Source organism: Leptospira jelokensis, assembly GCF_004769635.1.
Lineage (GTDB): Bacteria > Spirochaetota > Leptospiria > Leptospirales > Leptospiraceae > Leptospira_A > Leptospira_A jelokensis.
In genome coordinates, this window is sequence record NZ_RQGH01000009.1 from 157279 (window position 1) to 172665 (window position 15387).

The following is a 15387-nucleotide window of genomic DNA, read 5'->3' on the forward strand; positions in this document are numbered from 1 at the left end:
TTACTTAGATGTGCCTTTTACCATAGCTAAATTAAAGCGACTGACACCGGCGGCATTCACAGCATCTATCACCTTAACAACAACTTGGTAGGACGCACCACCATCCCCGCGAATGATAACTTTATTTTTTTTAGGATCCCTTTCTTTTTCAGGTCCCAAAAAACTATTTATTTTTTCCGTAAGACCTTCTAAGGCAACCGGTTCGGAATTTTGATCCAAATAAATTTTACCTTGTTTGTCTACAGTGATCACAAGTTCATCTTTTTGTTTTTCTTTCGCAACACTCGAGGAACGAGGTAACTCTACCTTTAAAGCAGTATTTTTTTCCAATGTTGCGTTCATTAAAAAATAAATGACGATAAAAGAAATCACATCGATGAGAGGTGCCAGTTCGATGTTATTAAACGACTTTGTGGATTTACGAAATTTCATTTTTCGATTATCGTTTATTCAAATGAGGTAAAACAAGATCGGTTACGTTTTCCATTTCCGTAATTTTTTCTTCCTTCATTCGGGTAAAAACGTTATAAAAAATATAAGCCGGAATTGCTATGGCAAGACCCATCGCTGTTGTGATCAGAGCTTCTGAAATCCCTACTTCAGCCCCTTGGGTTCCCGCACCTTCTGCAAAGGATCGAACAATCCCGATCACTGTCCCAAGAACACCGAGTAACGGAGCGATGGTGGCAATTGTACCGAGACCTGTTAGGTAACGTTCCATTAGGTAAATCTGGCGGAACCCTTCTTGCCTAATGTCCTCTTCCCAGAAAGCAACCCCTCGGCGTTTGAGATCAAATGCCAATCGAAGTAAGGTTGCCGCAGGGGACTGTACTTCTTGGGTTAAGACGTCTTTTGCATCGTCCCATTTTCCCTCCCGTGCAAGTTCCCTTACCTTTCGGAAATGGTCTTGTGAGATACTCTTTAATCTCCAAAAGTAAACAAGTCGTTCCACGATGATGGTAAAACCCACGATGGATACAAAAATGATTAGAATGGGAATGGTTTGCGGAGGAACCGATGAAATGATTGAATCTGATTTAGCGAAAGGAAAAGACATGAATGAGACCCCATTGGAGGATTACGAATAGAGTTTTCAGTCTTCCCTTTTTCGCCAAATACTATTTTTAAAGGACTAACCCGCTTTTTTCATAAGAAGGTCCGTTGCCGCTTTCAGAACGGCGGTGGTGACTTGTTTTCCCCCGATCATCCTTGCCAACTCACGTTTCCTCTCTTCAAAGTCTAAAACGGAAGCTTCCGATACCGTTCGGCCACCTTCTTGTCGTTTTTCGATCTTAATTTGGTGGTCTCCTGCGGCTGCCACTTGTTGGGTGTGGGTGATGAGGAGGATTTGCGAATTCCGCGCTAGTTTTTTTAGTTTGGTTGCCATGGCTTCTGCGGCTTCCCCTCCTAGACCCGTATCGACCTCATCCAAAACAAGCATTTGGGGGGATGGTGCCTGTTTTCCAAGCACACTGCGAAGGGCAAGCATCACACGAGAGAGTTCCCCTCCAGAGGCCACTTTCCGCAGTGGCCTTGGTTTTTCACCCGGATTGGCACTGAAATAGAACTCGATTTGGTCTAAACCCGATTCGGAAAGGAAATAGGATTTCGAACCTTCTTCCACTTCCCCTTCAGGATTTTCTTCCCAACGGAGGACCACTTGGAGTTTCCCTCCTTCCAATCCCAAGTCCAACATTTCCCTTTGAACTTCTTCTTCGAATTGTGAGATGGCATTCCTTCTGAGTTTGGAAAGTTGGAAACCCAATTCTTTTAGTTCCGAAAGGCATTGGTCTTTTTTGATCCTGAGGAAATCTTCATCCCCAGCCTGTTCTTTCCAACGTTCCAGTTCCGATTTTTTCTCTTCTAAGAGTTGGTTGATTTCACCAATGCTCACATTGTATTTTTTCTTCAATTTTTTGAGATCTTGGAGCCTTGCTTGCACCATATCGAGTCTCTCGGGACTAAAAAATAGTTCTTCTTCCTCTTCTCGGATCACTGATTTCAAAGACTTAAGCCGGTCATACACATCTTCCCATTCTTCTAACATTTCCCTCTTTTCAGGGATGAGGATGGTTACCTTTTGGATGGCATGGATGAGGCTTGGGAATACCTTTAAGATCGAATTTTCCTTTTCAGAAAGTTCCTCTAACACCAAACGATAGTTTTCCGCAAGTTTTTCACCGTTGGCGAGTAAACTTTCTTCAGAACTTAAACTTTCCTCTTCCCCTTCCTTTGGTGAGATGGTTTCAATTTCCTCCACTTCGTATTCCAAGATTTCCTTTCGTTTCAACATGGTTTTCCTAGTTTCTTCAAAATCAGAAAGTTTTTGTTTCCAATGCCGATACTGTTGGAGTGCTGACTTAAATTTAAATTTAAGCGATTCTAAATTTCCAAATCGATCGAGGAATTCCAATTGGTTGGATTTTTCTAATAAAAATAACTGCTCATTTTGGCAATGGATCTCTGCCATTGTTTTCCCTAGTTCGCGAAGGTGAGTGGTGGAAGCAAGGCTCTCTCCAATTTTCACACGAGCTTTTCCATCTTTCATCAATTCTTTGGTAATGAGAATTTCATCCCCCGTATACCGAAACCCCTGTTCCATCAAATAGTCCTTGGCCAAGTTCTGTCCTGTGAGTGACAAAACTGCTTGGAGGGAATACCGTTCCTTCCCTTGCCGGATATTGGCTGTGGAACATCGCCCTCCAAAAAGAGAAGCCAATGCATCGAAAATTAAAGATTTTCCAGCACCAGATTCTCCAGTGAAGACAGTGAGACCGTCCGAAAGGGAAAGTTCCAAAGATTCAAAAAGGGCAAAATCCTTAATTTTCAAATGTGTGATCATATAGACTCCTGTTTGCTATACAAAAAGTTACTACTTAACAAATAAGTAGTCAATAAAATTTTTTAAAAAACATGAAAAATCTCAATTTCTCTTCCCTTCCTTTTTGAAATTCTGGTGGAAAAGGCACCCCATGAAAGATCTTGAAGGCAAAATCCATCTCGTTTCAAGTTTACCCCTCTTCCGAAGTCTTTCTAAAAAGGAAAAAACTTGGGTGGCTGAATCCGTTCACATTGTCGAACGAGAACGGGATGAAATCTTATTTACGGCCGGTGACAGTGATAGGAGTTTATTTCTCATTTTATCTGGTGGGATCAAACTCTTCCTTCCTAAAAAAGGAGAGGGAAAACGCGAAGAAGAAGTCCAGTATTTAAAAAAAGGAGAATACTTTGGAATCCAAGCCCTATTAACAGGAGAAAAACACAACCATACAGCCGTTACTGTGAGTGAATCTAGATTCCTTGTCCTCTCCCAAAACGAATTCCAAAAATTAATCCAAAAAATCCCTTATCTTTCCATCACATTTTCCAAAATGCTCACCAAATCCTTACGGAGTGAACTTTTAGGAGGCAAAGAATACTTTCGAAATTCAGTTGTATGTTTGGTGCACTCTGACCCCATCACAAAGGATCGTTTCGCAAGTGAATTGGTTGAAACAATTGAAAAGGAATCGGGGAAAAAATCGGTTATCCTCCATTTTTCTCAAAATGGAAATGGAACGTCCCCTCATTCCAAGTCTTACAAATTCAAAGACGCAGATCGGATCAAAGAAACATTAGGCAAACACTATGCCAGTCATTCCTTTATTTTTTTAGAAGTTTTCCCCGAAACAGATACCGAATTAAAACACTTGTTAATCGATGAAGCCGATCATATCGAAAATTTGATTTCCAAACAAACACAATCCAATCTTTGTGACTCGATCACAAAGGACTCAAGAGAAAACGAAATCCTCTACCATGAAACAAACATTCGTGATATCTTAGACCATGGTAAATGGGAAATTTTTATCAGGCGGAAGGCAAGGGAACTCTCCGGTGTGGAGATGGGAGTGGCGCTTGGTGGGGGAGCGGCTCTTGGTCTTGCCCAAGTTGGGATCATGAAGGTCATGGAAGAAGAAGGGATCATCCCTGATATGATCGCTGGCACAAGTATCGGCGCCATCATCGGTGCTTTTTGGGCCAGTGGTCTTGGCTACAAAGGAATCCTGCCTTTACTCGGAGAAATTGATAGTTTGTTCAAAATGTTTAAATTGGTGGATCTATCCTTTCCTGGACAAGGTTTACTCCATGGAAAACATGTGAGGACACTCCTTGAAAAGTATTTAGGGGATTTGTATTTTGAAGACCTTCCCATCAAACTCCGCCTCATCAGTTGTGATATTTCCACAAGACAGGAAATTGTTTTGTCAGAAGGGAAAGTACTCGATGCCGTGATGGCAAGTATTTCCATCCCTGGAGTTTTTGTTCCGCAACCACAAGAAAATGGAAAAACCTATGTTGATGGTGGGATTGTGAACCCACTTCCTGTTTCGGCTCTCACACAAGAAGGCATCCAAAAAATCATCGCCATCAATTCTATGCCTAGTTCCAAAGATGAAATGAAAACAAATAAAATGTTAAATTTGAATGTACTCGATATCATCGTGAACAGTTTGTATTCCCTTCAATACCGAATTGGAAAGTACAGTGCTCAAGAAGCAGATGTGTATTTAAACCCTATTTTACCCAATTCAAATTGGTTTGAGTTTTGGAGGAGTAAAGAATTCATTGAACTGGGAGAAACAGTTGTTAGGAGTTCCTTAGAAGAAATCAAACAACTGTTTAGCGAAAAATCTTAATCTCTGTCAGGAGAAAGGATCACAATATTAAAGGGATTCCTTTCGTTTTTTTCAACGTCAGACAATGTCTCAGAAAAACGTAAGGCTCCTGTGATCACCGTTCCTGTTGTAAGCCCGGCAAAGATCCCTTCTTTTTCATATAAGTCTGCTTGCAAATGTAAGGCTTCGTCTTTTGTGACATGGAAATAATGGTCGATGAGTTTGGGATCATATACAGCAGGTAGTTTGATCCTTTCCCTTTCTTTTGGGTTATCTGTTTTCCCATATTCCATAAACGGTGAATTTTGTTTCCCCGCAATGATGACCTTTACCCTTCTGTCTTGTGACTTGAGGTAACGCCCAATCCCCGTGATCGCACCACCAGAACCAGGTGCTGAAATCACAGCTCCTACTTTCCCTTGCAAATCACGCCAAATTTCCGGTCCCGTTGTTTTGAAATGGAAATTAGGATTGGCCGGGTTTTCCAGTTCGTCTGGAAGGTAACCACCTAACTTCTTTGCTTTTTCATCGGCAAGTTCGGCTAATTTGATAGGATCAGAAGTATTGGTAACGGTTACATCTGCTCCATAACTCCGTAAAAGTTGTACCCGTTCTGGGGATGTGGTAAGGGGAACCAGGCAATATACAGGGTATCCTTTTACCTTACCGATCCAAGTGAAACTCACAGAAGAAGAACGAGCACCCGTAAGGATGATGGGCATCCCTTTTTTGAGTTTCCCACGTTTTTCGGCGTCTAACACCATTGCGATGGCAGTGCGGTCTTTTGCCGATCCTGTTGGATTTAAAAATTCAGCCTTTAGGTAAAACTGGACACCGGAATATTCCGATCCAATCTGATTCAAGCGGATGAGAGGTGTGTTGCCAATCAATTGCAAAACATTGTCTTTGATTGGTTTGGCAACGGAAAGTTCCTTTCCAAAGATGCCTTGTACATTATTCAGTGCTTGCAACAAACTGTTGCCAAAGTCATCAATGCCTTTGGAAATTGGATCGATCATTTATTTTACTTTTATTAATTCTACGTCAAAGATGAGAGTTGAATTTGCAGGAATGGGACCCATTTCCCTCGCCCCATAACCATACTGAGGTGGAATGGTAAGTTTCCGTTTCCCACCTTCTTTCATCCCCACAATTCCCCTTTCCCAACCTTGGATCACTCTTCCTTGGCCCAATTGGAAACTAAATGGTTCCCCTCGGTCTAAGGAAGAATCAAACACCTTTCCGTTGGTCAATTTCCCCGTATAGTGAACGACAACTGTTGTTCCACGGATTGCTTCCTTGCCTAACCCTTGTTTGGTGTCCTGGATGAGCAATTCATCAGCAGAAATACCCGCTGTAACAAACATCAAAAAACTGAGAGCCAAAAATAACTTCTTCATGGGGCTTATTATACACTCTTTCTGTACAACCAGGGAACTTCTTTTTGGTTCTTTTCCTCAAATTTTTGAATAAAATCTGCTTTTTGCAAGGTAAGTCCGATGTCATCCAAACCATTGAGTAGGCAATGTTTACGGAATGCATCCACTTCAAATGGATACTGATTCCCTGCTTCCGTAATCACAACTTGGTTTTCCAAATCGATTTCTAAATTGGCTCCTGGTTTTTGATCTATCACCTGGAAAATCTCTTCGATTTGGGATTCAGGTAACACAATCGGAAGCATTCCATTTTTGAAACAGTTATTGTAAAAAATATCCGCAAAAGAAGGGGATAAAATCGAGCGAAAGCCATAGTCTTCTAAAGCCCAAGGGGCATGTTCTCTGGATGACCCACAACCAAAATTGTCTCTGGTAACGAGGATAGTGGCTCCTTGGTACCTCGGAGCATTGAGGACAAAATCAGGATTAGGTTTTTGCCCTGCATCGTCTAAGAATCTCCAATCATGGAACAAATGTTTTCCAAATCCAGACCTTTCAATTTTTCGAAGGAATTGTTTCGGGATGATTTGGTCGGTATCTACGTTTGCTTTGTCAAGAAGGACTGCGATCCCTTTTAATTTGGTAAATGCTTTCATCTTATTTCCACTCCCGAATGTCTACAAAATGCCCTTCTACGGCCACAGCAGCTGCCATGGCAGGTCCTACTAAATGAGTCCTTCCCCCTTTCCCTTGCCTTCCTTCAAAATTTCGATTGGAAGTGGAGGCACAACGATCACCCGGGGATAAAACGTCATCGTTCATGGCAAGGCACATCGAACAACCTGGGTTCCGCCATTGGAAACCAGCTTCTAGAAAAATTTTATCGAGGCCTTCGCTTTCTGCTTGGCGTTTCACACGTCCTGATCCTGGCACAATGATCGCTTCCACATCTTTACTGACCTTTTTCCCTTTTACGGTTTCGGCCACAACGCGGAGGTCTTCTATCCTTGAGTTGGTACAGGAGCCAATGAAAACTTTATTCACTTTCACATCGGAAAGTTTTTGGCCTGGTTTTAAATCCATATAAGCGAGAGCTGATTCAGCCGATTTTTTTTGCACAGGATCAGTGAAATCATTTGGACTTGGTACTGTCGCTGTGACAGGGATCACTTGTCCTGGAGATGTCCCCCAGGAAACCATTGGTGCAATGTCATTTGCACTCAGCGTGACTGTTTTATCAAATTTTGCACCAGGGTCAGTGGCATAGGATTTCCATTTCGCTGCCGCTACTTCAAACGCATCACCCTTAGGCGCAAAGTCACGTCCTTTGATGTAATTGATTGTGGTTTCATCAGGAGAGATAAGGCCAGCTCTTGCACCTGCTTCAATGGCCATATTGCAAATGGTCATACGCCCTTCCATACTAAGGGAACGAATCGCTTCCCCTGTAAACTCGATGACATAACCTGTGGCACCGTCAGTTCCAATTTTACCGATGATGGCAAGTACGATGTCCTTCGCAGAAACGAGAGGTGAAAGTTTTCCATCCACTCGGATTTCTAAGGTTTTCGGTTTCTTTTGGACAAGGGTTTGGGTGGCGAGCACATGTTCCACTTCTGAGGTTCCAATTCCGAAAGCCAGAGCACCGAAAGCACCATGGGTTGCTGTATGAGAATCCCCACAAACAATTGTCATACCAGGGTGTGTGATTCCAAGTTCTGGTGCCACAACGTGTACAATTCCATTGTCAGGGTGGTTGATATCAAATAATGTAATTCCGTTTTCTTTACAATTGTCCATTAACGTTTGCATTTGCAAAACGGAAATGGGATCCACTGACTTCCAATCTCTTGTCCTTGTGGATACGTTGTGGTCCATGGTCGCAAATGTTGCGTCAGGGCGTCTTACCTGTCGATTCGTAAGTTTTAAACTTTCAAAGGCTTGTGGGCTAGTCACTTCGTGGACAAGGTGGCGGTCAATGTAGATCAGGCAGGTCCCATCTTCCTCGTGAACCAAATGGTCATTCCAAATCTTCTCAAACATGGTTTTCATAACTAGACTCCCCCACTTCCAGTCATAACTCGGACATGGGGGTCTGTGTCCAGGGAATTTGAAAAAATAGATTGATTCTTATGGAGTTTGGACTGTGGAGCCGTCGACGTAACTGCCTGAGATGCCTGAACAATGTGTGGCGGCAGTCCCACCACCACCGCCAGTCAGCGGAGCCGTATATACACTGATGATGAATCCCACACTGGATTGGGTGACCTTACAGGATCCCACAACTCCCGTTTCCGTACACTTGGCAGTTTGTTTGGTCCCGGAAAGGCAACTTGTCAGATAGCCGTAGTAGTTTTGGCAGACACCACCACCCACATCGCAGGCAAATTTGAAGGTCTTTGTGGAACCACCATTCAGTAAATCCGTTAGGTCCGAATCAGAAACCGTTTGTACGGCTGTTCCGTCGGTGAGTACAGAGAGTGGATTGGCACTACCACTTTCCTTTTGGTAGAGATACAATAGATAACTTCCAGATTTCGTAAATCTAATGATGGTTTGGGTAGAATCGGTTTTTGTATACTCCGTTCCTTCTTTGGCTAACGGGGCAATATTCAATTCCAATGGGCAACTAGAGGAAGTATACACCGCTACTTTCGCATAACGGGAAAGTACGACTCGCGTTCCAATTTGTGCACCTTTGATTTGCATCACAGCATAATACGTATCCCCAGCGAGTAAAAAGGAAACAGATTGGGAACTTGTTGTGATCCCGGTGTATCCTGCCTTCAATTGGGAACCGAGGCCTGCCACTGTGCAACCATTCTCACCTGTTTCCTTTGCTAAAAAAAGTGATGTTGCCGTATCATTATTCGAAGTTTGTCCCGAACAATTGGTAACAAGAATCGAAAGGACAAAAAGGAAACTGAGAAACTGGATCCGTCTCATTTGGTATAACATCTTAGTATCTCCCTCGAAACGTTAGGATGGTTTTCCCTATTTGGATTTCATCCAAATGGTGTAACACTTTCGGACGTAATAATTTTCGGCCATTTAAGTATACACCTGCCTCTGAGACACAATCAAACAATATATACTTCCCTTTTCGATTTTTTATCTTTGCATGAAGTCCGGAAACACTCGGATCATGGAGGACAATATGATTGGATTCATAATTACCAATGGTCATTTCGTTCCATTGTAAAGGAACAGGTTCATACAGTTGGTTTCCTTCGCGGACTTGCAAGACGGCATAGGTGTAAGACGTTCCTGGTAAACTTTCCTTTTCTTTTGTTAGCAGGGCGATTTCTCTGTCTTTGGCTGCTTTTTCTAAGGTTTCCCCATACATCCTGTCATATACGGCAAGTTCATCCTTTCGTTCAAATGTCTCCACAAGGGAAACTGGTTCGATGTGTTGGATTGCTACTTGGCTTGTTTGGGGTCTTTCATACCCACGCAAGTAATACAAGGCAGCCAAACAAAGTAAGATCAAAAATAAACTCACAGGAAAAAAAACGAGAGGGTCAGATAAGGTTCTGTAAATGGTTTGGAATGGTGAAATTTGGTATTGGAACTCAAAATTAATTCCTGTGTTCACGGAACTGAGTGTTCCTAAAACAACATTTTCTTTCCATAGAGACAATCTCCAAGGAGAAACATATGTCAAAATCCAATCGGGTTTTGTGGTATCTTGTAGGTCATGGAATAACGATTCGATACTTTCTTGTTTCGCAATGGAATAAAAATTTCCCTTCGCATAACTTACCAATTTATTCGCTTCCAATGAGTTAGGCGAAAGAACAATGAGTTTTAAATTTTTTTCGCGAATCCTTTTGGCAAATTCTGGGATCTCAAAACGATCAGGCCATTCTTTTGAAAAACTCACTAAAAATAAAATATGGTCTTCCGTTGAATTGATTTTAGGGATCGATTCAACCAATCTTTCCCAATTACGGATTGGAAATTGAGGAGTCTGTTCTTTTGGATAGGGAAATGAAACATCCAAAACTTGAGATCGGATTCTGTCGAAAACATGGAAGGAATTGTCTGATTGGATATGGAGTTTTGTTTGCCCACCACTCTGTTCGGAAATTTTTACTAATTGGTTTGCTAGGGTAAGTAACCAACGTCTGTCTTCAGCATTCGTATAACTGGGAAGAGAAAGGTATAAATTCAAAGGATTTTTTTCAGGATGACGATTCCAATATAAGTTGTCTGTCAACCGAGCAGTGTCTAACAGTTGTTCGGAAATAGTAAAATCATTCGCTTCATTGATTCCACTGGCATGAACTCGGACTTTTACTTCTGGATAGGATTGAAGGTCAATGGAACGTAGAGTGATCTGGTTTTCAGCAAAAATAGGAAACCAAATCAACAAAACAAAAAGGAAAATCCAATTAGGAAAATAAAATCGAGGCTTCCATAAGTTGTTTTCCATATTCTGAATTGGGCTCCAATTGTTGGTTTGAAATTGGAAGTGATTCGACAACTTCCCCTTCTTTCATTATCGTAACTTGGGAGGCTAGACTTGCGACGATCCGAAGTTCATGGGTAATAAAAACAACAGTCATTCCAGATTTTGCAAGGTTTAACACTGTTTCCAAGACAATTTTTTCGGAAAATGCATCAAGGCCCGTTGTAGGTTCATCCAAAATCAAAATTTCTGGGTGGCGTAAAAAGGCAAGGGTCAGTAAAATCCTTTGTTTTTCCCCACCAGAAAGATTCCTTGCGAATTGTTTCCAATGCCCTTTCGAAATCGAGAGTTTGTCAAAGTAAGAAAAAATTTGATCCATAGAAATCTTACCCAAACCGGACAATCGAACAAAATCGAGGATTTGGCTTTCAATGGTTCGGTAGGGATGGAAGGCTAAATTCGGGTTTTGTGGGACTAAAAAAAGTTTTTCTTTGGCCTTAAAAACATTCGAAAGCACATCCTCACCGAGAATAGAAAAAACATCATAATCCAACTTGGACCCTTCTGGTAAAATTCCAAAACAGGCCATGGCAATGGTAGACTTTCCCGACCCTGATTCACCGATGATCCCATGAATGGTTCCTTTCTTAATTTCTAAATTGATTTTTTTCCAAATGAAATGACCATTTACTGTTTGCAAGGTGGCATTTTGGATTTGGATGAGTGGCACTTCAGTCAAGGCCAAATAAATCCTTTTCAATGATACTGCAAAGGATATGGCCAATCAGAATATGAGATTCTTGTATCCTTGCCGTGACATTTGAAGGGACGATGATTTCCACATCGGCTTTTCCTTTTAATTTGCCACCATCTCCACCCAGAAATAACACTACCTTCATCCCTTTTTTTTTGGCTTCATCCACTGCCAATATGATATTTTTGGAATTCCCCGAGGTGGTAAGACCCACAAATACGTCTTTTGGTTTGCCAAAGGCTTCGAGTTGCCTTTGAAAAAGGTATTCGTATCCATAATCATTGGAACATGCAGTGAGAACCGCCTGGTCACTGTTTAACGCGATGGCAGGTATAGCTTTCCTTTCATTTCCTGACTTATAACGAATCACAAGTTCTGCTGCAATGTGTGAAGCATCACAACTAGACCCTCCATTGCCAGCAAAGTACAAAATTCCGTCTGTTTTCAGAGATTCGACAAGGATTTTTCCAGCAAGTGATATGTTTGGAAGAAGAGTTGGTAGAAGTTGTTCTTTCACTCGAATGGATTCTTCGATGTGGGTTTGGATTAATTGACTATGCTCCATGTTCTTATTCCTTTTCTCTTCTTTCTCGTATTAAATTGATTTTATTTCCAAATTCTTTTAAGGCATTTCCAAAACCATAAAGATTTTTCGTTTTGGAATGTGGGTTCGAATCATTTTGATTTCCTAAGTTGAAATAAAATAACTCATCTCGGACAAGGCGTTTTTGTCTTTCCGTTGCTACCTTAACAAAAAATTCTTTGCACTCTTCACCAATGGCAAGCATCACAAGGGCCATAGAATTAGGAGAGATCTGTAATAATAGTTGTTCTTGCCAAAATCGTTCCCAACCGAGGACAATCCTCCAGTCTTCTTTAGGAGAGTCTGCCTCTAAAAATAAATCTGCTCTTGGAATGGCTTGTAAGTCTAAAAAATCATCTAAATTTCGAATTTCTTTGTTTAGATTTTGGTTTAATAATCCTTCATCTACAAATAAAACTCCCGTCCATTTTCCATCTTTGTTTTTGTACAAATGGTTATCAGTGATGAGGATAATGGAATAATCCTCACCCTCAATGCGAAAGAGTTTTTCATTTGTTTTGGTTAATCGAAATTTTTTTGATTCAGTGACAACTCCAGATGAGATTTGTTTGGTGGGGAGTTTTTTTTTCCAGTTTTCAGAAGCTGCCGCCCACTCCATGGCAAAGGATTTGGGTTCTTTTTTCCTCTTTGATGGATCCAAATCTGTTTTGTTTTGGCGAGTTGAGAAAATGGAGAAGAGTGTTTTCCAGAACCCTTTGTTTTGGGGAGATTTACTTTTTGCCATAGTCTTTCCTAATATTGGAAGGTCTTTCCAATTTTAAGCGATCCAATTCATAGAGTTTTGCGTATTTCAGGTAGGTAGAAAAAGAAGAAGCAAACGCAATCCATAGCCCAGGGATTCCATCCAAAAACCCAAATTTAAAAAGATAAATTTCCAGAAATTTTCCGAAAGGTTTGAATATTGTTTTCATCAACGAAAACCTTTCTCCTTTCGCATAACGAGTGTAAGCAACAATACTTGAAAATTGATTGATGGTTGTGATTTGGTGACTAAAGTCGCTAAAACTATAATGCAAAATATCGCCTTTCATTTGTTTGCCAATGGAACCTGGTTTTAGTTCGATAAAATCGTGTGGGTTTTCTCCGATCCAACTTGCATTTTCTTTTTTGAACAATCGGTAACGCCTTTGGGGATACCAACCACTATAACGAATCCAACGTCCTAAATGAAAGGTGAGTCTTGCAATTTTGAAACCATCACAGTTTACCTCTTCCGATTCTAAAAATCCTTTTATGGATTTTTGCAAAACATCATTTGCTCTTTCATCTGCATCAAGGGATAAAATCCATTCATTTTGGCAAAAGGCGATGGCTTTATTTTTTTGTTCGACATGGCCCGGGAAAGGAGCTTCAAAGAATCGCACTTTGGAAAAGGATGTGGCAATTTCTTTGGTGCGGTCCGTACTCAAAGAGTCGAGGACAATGATTTCGTCTGCAATGGATTCTACCGATCGGATACAATCCCAAATATTTTTCTCTTCATTGAAGGTGATGATGGCCACCGACAATTTTCTTTTTCTCTTGCCATCCATAGGAGTTAAAACCTATTCTTGGAACCAAATATGTTTGGGAAAGAAACATTTCATAAGATTTCCTTTGTTTTTCTGGCTGTTTTTTTTATTGGTTCACCTTTTTCCATTAGCCTTAGCCAAATCACGGGTGGACTGTCCCTCTTCTTTTTATTCCTAGACCAGATCCAAAAAAGAAAATTTCCAAGTTTTCCCTTGCCTCTTATCTTTTGGGTGGGATTGTATTTGAGTTTTTTACTCACACCCCTTTTCCATACCGAATCCTTCCATTGGAAACAGAATATCGTTAAATCGGAGTTTGGTGATATTTGGATGGGATTGTTATTACTGCACCAAAACTACCTAAGCAAATTGGAAAAAAAGAAACTAAAATCCTATGTAGTTTTAGGAGGGATGTTTCTCATCCTTTCTGGGATCGTATCTTTCGTTTTCCACTACCGTTTGGCTCCTTATGTAATGGATGGTTTTCGGTATGTGGAAGGAAAAAGGCTCCCCCATCTTTTGGCTGAGATAAAAGGGATTTCCCTTTACCTTCCCATTGGTTTCCAGAGCACCCACCTTACCTACGGTGGGCTTTTGGCAGTGTACTTGCCGCCTGTATTTGCCACAACTTACCGTTTGGTGCGAAGGAAAAGTTCCATTGCTAAATTCTCTTTTTTTTTCGCAGGTTCTTTGGTTATCTCTGCATTCGGTTTGGTATTGTTATTTTTAAACCAAAGTAGATCAATTTGGATTGGTTTTTTATTGGGAATTTTCCTTCTCATCCAAAAACAAAAAACTCCCCTAAAAAAGTTAATCCCTTGGATCCTTGTTGGATCCTTTTTCATTTTATCAATTCTTGTCCTTTTTTACCATACAAATTGGATCTTCCAAAGAGCGATTGATGACGTATTCGCTAAACGTTCGTTAGAGAACCAAAGGATCTGGATCCACAAAATGAATTTTTCCATCCTAAAGGATAATGTTTTATTTGGGATTGGGGCTGGGAATTATGAAACATCTTTTATCGATTATGCCATACCGATTGTAGATTCCATTCCCGAACTCTATTATGATTTATCGATCACTCCCAAATCCCATACCCATTTTGATTTTTTACACGGAATCCTTCTCGGTGGGCTGATCGCTTTTTGTTTTTCCATTGGGTTTTTATGGTCGATCACAAAAAATTTAGAAGGGGTCAAACGCCATTTCTCATTTTATCTGGGAATATTTGTGATCCTCATTGCTGGTAGTTTCCAATGTTATCTGTTAGACGATGAAGTATTGCTACCCTTTATGGGTCTTTTGGCTTTACTGCCAACCCAAAAATTGGATTTGTCTCCTACAAGTCGAATCCAAAAAAAATTTCCAAGGGAAGCTGTCATTCAGTTACCAATGTTTCGATTTGTACCCATTAGCTTTGGGATTCTTGTTTTCTGGATTTGTTTGAGTCTCACAACCACATACCTTTGGAGTCGCACAGAAAATAAAGACTTAAGCCTTCACAGAGCAAGGACAAAGGATAATTTTCCAAGCCCACTCTCTCAATTGTCCCTCAATGCCAAAACTCCCGTCCCTCTTCCAATACCGACAAAAGAATGGTATTTTAAACTTTCCGGATGTTTGGACAAGGAAATGAATTTTAAGAAGGATCCTGTCCCAAGAAAGAAACCAATTCGACTCGTAATCCTATGGGACGAAGCATATCGTTCTGATCTGCCCCAATCGATTGCCATTGAAATCCGCAAACGAGAAAGTTTTGACCAAGACAAAGAATACCGCGTGCAGGCTGAATCAGTTGTGCGTAAGATCTCCCTTCCAAAGATTGGGAAGGAGCATTGGATCGAAGTGGACCCTCTTGCATTCGAGAATAACACGCCAGAATTTGTGGATTTTGGATTTTGGTACTCCTGGGATTCAGAAACACCGTATTTACCAAGGATCCGGATCCAAGGCAATTGCGATTGAGGGAGAAAGTCCGCGGGCCGAAAACCGTTGAAATGTTGATTCGTATTTTGTTTGATGTAGAGAGTCCGCGGGAATCGCTTCAGTCTGCGGCCTTCCTGGCCT

At 41.1% G+C, this 15387-nt stretch carries 15 protein-coding genes; 2 read left to right on the plus strand and 13 right to left on the minus strand.

What is annotated here, in order from left to right; translation table 11 throughout:
* The 3 genes from EHQ62_RS03840 to recN all read right to left on the minus strand — a co-directional run bounded on the left by EHQ62_RS03840 (position 1) and on the right by recN (position 2842).
* Positions 1–432 (minus strand): ExbD/TolR family protein, encoded by a 432-nt coding sequence (locus tag EHQ62_RS03840; RefSeq protein ID WP_135618375.1) that lies wholly within the window; start codon positions 430–432, stop codon positions 1–3.
* A 7-nt stretch (positions 433–439) separates the two neighbouring features.
* Positions 440–1057 carry a MotA/TolQ/ExbB proton channel family protein gene (locus EHQ62_RS03845; protein WP_039927833.1) on the minus strand — a complete coding sequence of 206 codons (618 nt, stop codon included), beginning with the start codon at positions 1055–1057 and terminating at the stop codon, positions 440–442.
* Positions 1058–1132: 75 nt separating this feature from the next.
* Positions 1133–2842: a DNA repair protein RecN gene (gene recN, locus EHQ62_RS03850; RefSeq protein ID WP_135640913.1), complete on the minus strand. Its 1710-nt coding sequence runs from the start codon at positions 2840–2842 to the stop codon at positions 1133–1135.
* A 130-nt stretch (positions 2843–2972) separates the two neighbouring features.
* On the opposite strand from recN, the gene EHQ62_RS03855 reads away from it, so the two are divergent.
* Entirely contained in the window at positions 2973–4679 is a 1707-nt protein-coding gene (locus tag EHQ62_RS03855) for a patatin-like phospholipase family protein (RefSeq protein WP_135640914.1), read from the plus strand.
* On the opposite strand, the gene EHQ62_RS03860 is transcribed toward EHQ62_RS03855, so the two are convergent.
* The 10 genes from EHQ62_RS03860 to EHQ62_RS03905 form a co-directional block, all read right to left on the minus strand.
* A complete protein-coding gene (locus EHQ62_RS03860; RefSeq protein WP_135640915.1) occupies positions 4676–5677 on the minus strand; it encodes a PLP-dependent cysteine synthase family protein in 1002 nt (333 codons plus the stop codon). The two genes, EHQ62_RS03855 and EHQ62_RS03860, sit on opposite strands and share 4 nt — an antisense overlap.
* The gene (locus EHQ62_RS03865) at positions 5678–6058 is read right to left on the minus strand and encodes an FKBP-type peptidyl-prolyl cis-trans isomerase (protein WP_135640916.1); all 381 of its coding nucleotides are present in this window, start codon (positions 6056–6058) and stop codon (positions 5678–5680) included. It abuts the gene before it with no gap.
* 8 nt (positions 6059–6066) lie between these two features.
* Positions 6067–6693, minus strand: a complete 627-nt coding sequence (gene leuD / locus EHQ62_RS03870; protein WP_135640917.1) for a 3-isopropylmalate dehydratase small subunit — start codon at positions 6691–6693, stop codon at positions 6067–6069.
* 1 nt (position 6694) lies between these two features.
* Entirely contained in the window at positions 6695–8089 is a 1395-nt protein-coding gene (gene leuC / locus EHQ62_RS03875; protein WP_135640918.1) for a 3-isopropylmalate dehydratase large subunit, read from the minus strand.
* Positions 8090–8167: 78 nt separating this feature from the next.
* Positions 8168–8983, minus strand: a complete 816-nt coding sequence (locus tag EHQ62_RS03880; RefSeq protein ID WP_425269521.1) for a hypothetical protein — start codon at positions 8981–8983, stop codon at positions 8168–8170.
* Between the two features lie 13 nt (positions 8984–8996).
* On the minus strand, positions 8997–10472 hold the full coding sequence (locus EHQ62_RS03885) for an FHA domain-containing protein (protein ID WP_135640920.1): 1476 nt from the start codon (positions 10470–10472) through the stop codon (positions 8997–8999).
* The gene (locus tag EHQ62_RS03890; RefSeq protein WP_244241630.1) at positions 10432–11178 is read right to left on the minus strand and encodes an ATP-binding cassette domain-containing protein; all 747 of its coding nucleotides are present in this window, start codon (positions 11176–11178) and stop codon (positions 10432–10434) included. Before EHQ62_RS03890 ends, EHQ62_RS03885 begins: the two co-directional genes overlap by 41 nt.
* Before the next feature lies 1 nt (position 11179).
* The gene (locus EHQ62_RS03895) at positions 11180–11767 is read right to left on the minus strand and encodes a D-sedoheptulose 7-phosphate isomerase (RefSeq protein ID WP_135640922.1); all 588 of its coding nucleotides are present in this window, start codon (positions 11765–11767) and stop codon (positions 11180–11182) included.
* A 4-nt stretch (positions 11768–11771) separates the two neighbouring features.
* Complete coding sequence (locus EHQ62_RS03900; protein WP_135640923.1) at positions 11772–12530, minus strand: LBBP_01157 family protein; 759 nt, start codon at positions 12528–12530, stop codon at positions 11772–11774.
* Positions 12517–13338: a glycosyltransferase family 2 protein gene (locus EHQ62_RS03905; protein ID WP_135640924.1), complete on the minus strand. Its 822-nt coding sequence runs from the start codon at positions 13336–13338 to the stop codon at positions 12517–12519. Before EHQ62_RS03905 ends, EHQ62_RS03900 begins: the two co-directional genes overlap by 14 nt.
* Positions 13339–13368: 30 nt before the next feature.
* On the opposite strand from EHQ62_RS03905, the gene EHQ62_RS03910 reads away from it, so the two are divergent.
* Complete coding sequence (locus EHQ62_RS03910; RefSeq protein WP_135640925.1) at positions 13369–15285, plus strand: O-antigen ligase family protein; 1917 nt, start codon at positions 13369–13371, stop codon at positions 15283–15285.
* Positions 15286–15387: the final 102 nt, after the last annotated feature.

What these genes read in the sequence shown, in the direction of transcription:
- EHQ62_RS03885 (WP_135640920.1), bottom strand. Translation starts at nt 10,472, where the DNA reads ATGGAAAACAACTTATGGAAGCCTCGATTTTATTTTCCTAATTGGATT.
- recN (WP_135640913.1), bottom strand. Translation starts at nt 2,842, where the DNA reads ATGATCACACATTTGAAAATTAAGGATTTTGCCCTTTTTGAATCTTTG.
- EHQ62_RS03900 (WP_135640923.1), bottom strand. Translation starts at nt 12,530, where the DNA reads ATGGCAAAAAGTAAATCTCCCCAAAACAAAGGGTTCTGGAAAACACTC.
- EHQ62_RS03895 (WP_135640922.1), bottom strand. Translation starts at nt 11,767, where the DNA reads ATGGAGCATAGTCAATTAATCCAAACCCACATCGAAGAATCCATTCGA.
- leuC (WP_135640918.1), bottom strand. Translation starts at nt 8,089, where the DNA reads ATGAAAACCATGTTTGAGAAGATTTGGAATGACCATTTGGTTCACGAG.
- EHQ62_RS03865 (WP_135640916.1), bottom strand. Translation starts at nt 6,058, where the DNA reads ATGAAGAAGTTATTTTTGGCTCTCAGTTTTTTGATGTTTGTTACAGCG.
- EHQ62_RS03840 (WP_135618375.1), bottom strand. Translation starts at nt 432, where the DNA reads ATGAAATTTCGTAAATCCACAAAGTCGTTTAATAACATCGAACTGGCA.
- EHQ62_RS03905 (WP_135640924.1), bottom strand. Translation starts at nt 13,338, where the DNA reads ATGGATGGCAAGAGAAAAAGAAAATTGTCGGTGGCCATCATCACCTTC.
- EHQ62_RS03880 (WP_425269521.1), bottom strand. Translation starts at nt 8,983, where the DNA reads ATGAGACGGATCCAGTTTCTCAGTTTCCTTTTTGTCCTTTCGATTCTT.
- EHQ62_RS03855 (WP_135640914.1), top strand. Translation starts at nt 2,973, where the DNA reads ATGAAAGATCTTGAAGGCAAAATCCATCTCGTTTCAAGTTTACCCCTC.
- EHQ62_RS03845 (WP_039927833.1), bottom strand. Translation starts at nt 1,057, where the DNA reads ATGTCTTTTCCTTTCGCTAAATCAGATTCAATCATTTCATCGGTTCCT.
- EHQ62_RS03860 (WP_135640915.1), bottom strand. Translation starts at nt 5,677, where the DNA reads ATGATCGATCCAATTTCCAAAGGCATTGATGACTTTGGCAACAGTTTG.
- leuD (WP_135640917.1), bottom strand. Translation starts at nt 6,693, where the DNA reads ATGAAAGCATTTACCAAATTAAAAGGGATCGCAGTCCTTCTTGACAAA.
- EHQ62_RS03910 (WP_135640925.1), top strand. Translation starts at nt 13,369, where the DNA reads ATGTTTGGGAAAGAAACATTTCATAAGATTTCCTTTGTTTTTCTGGCT.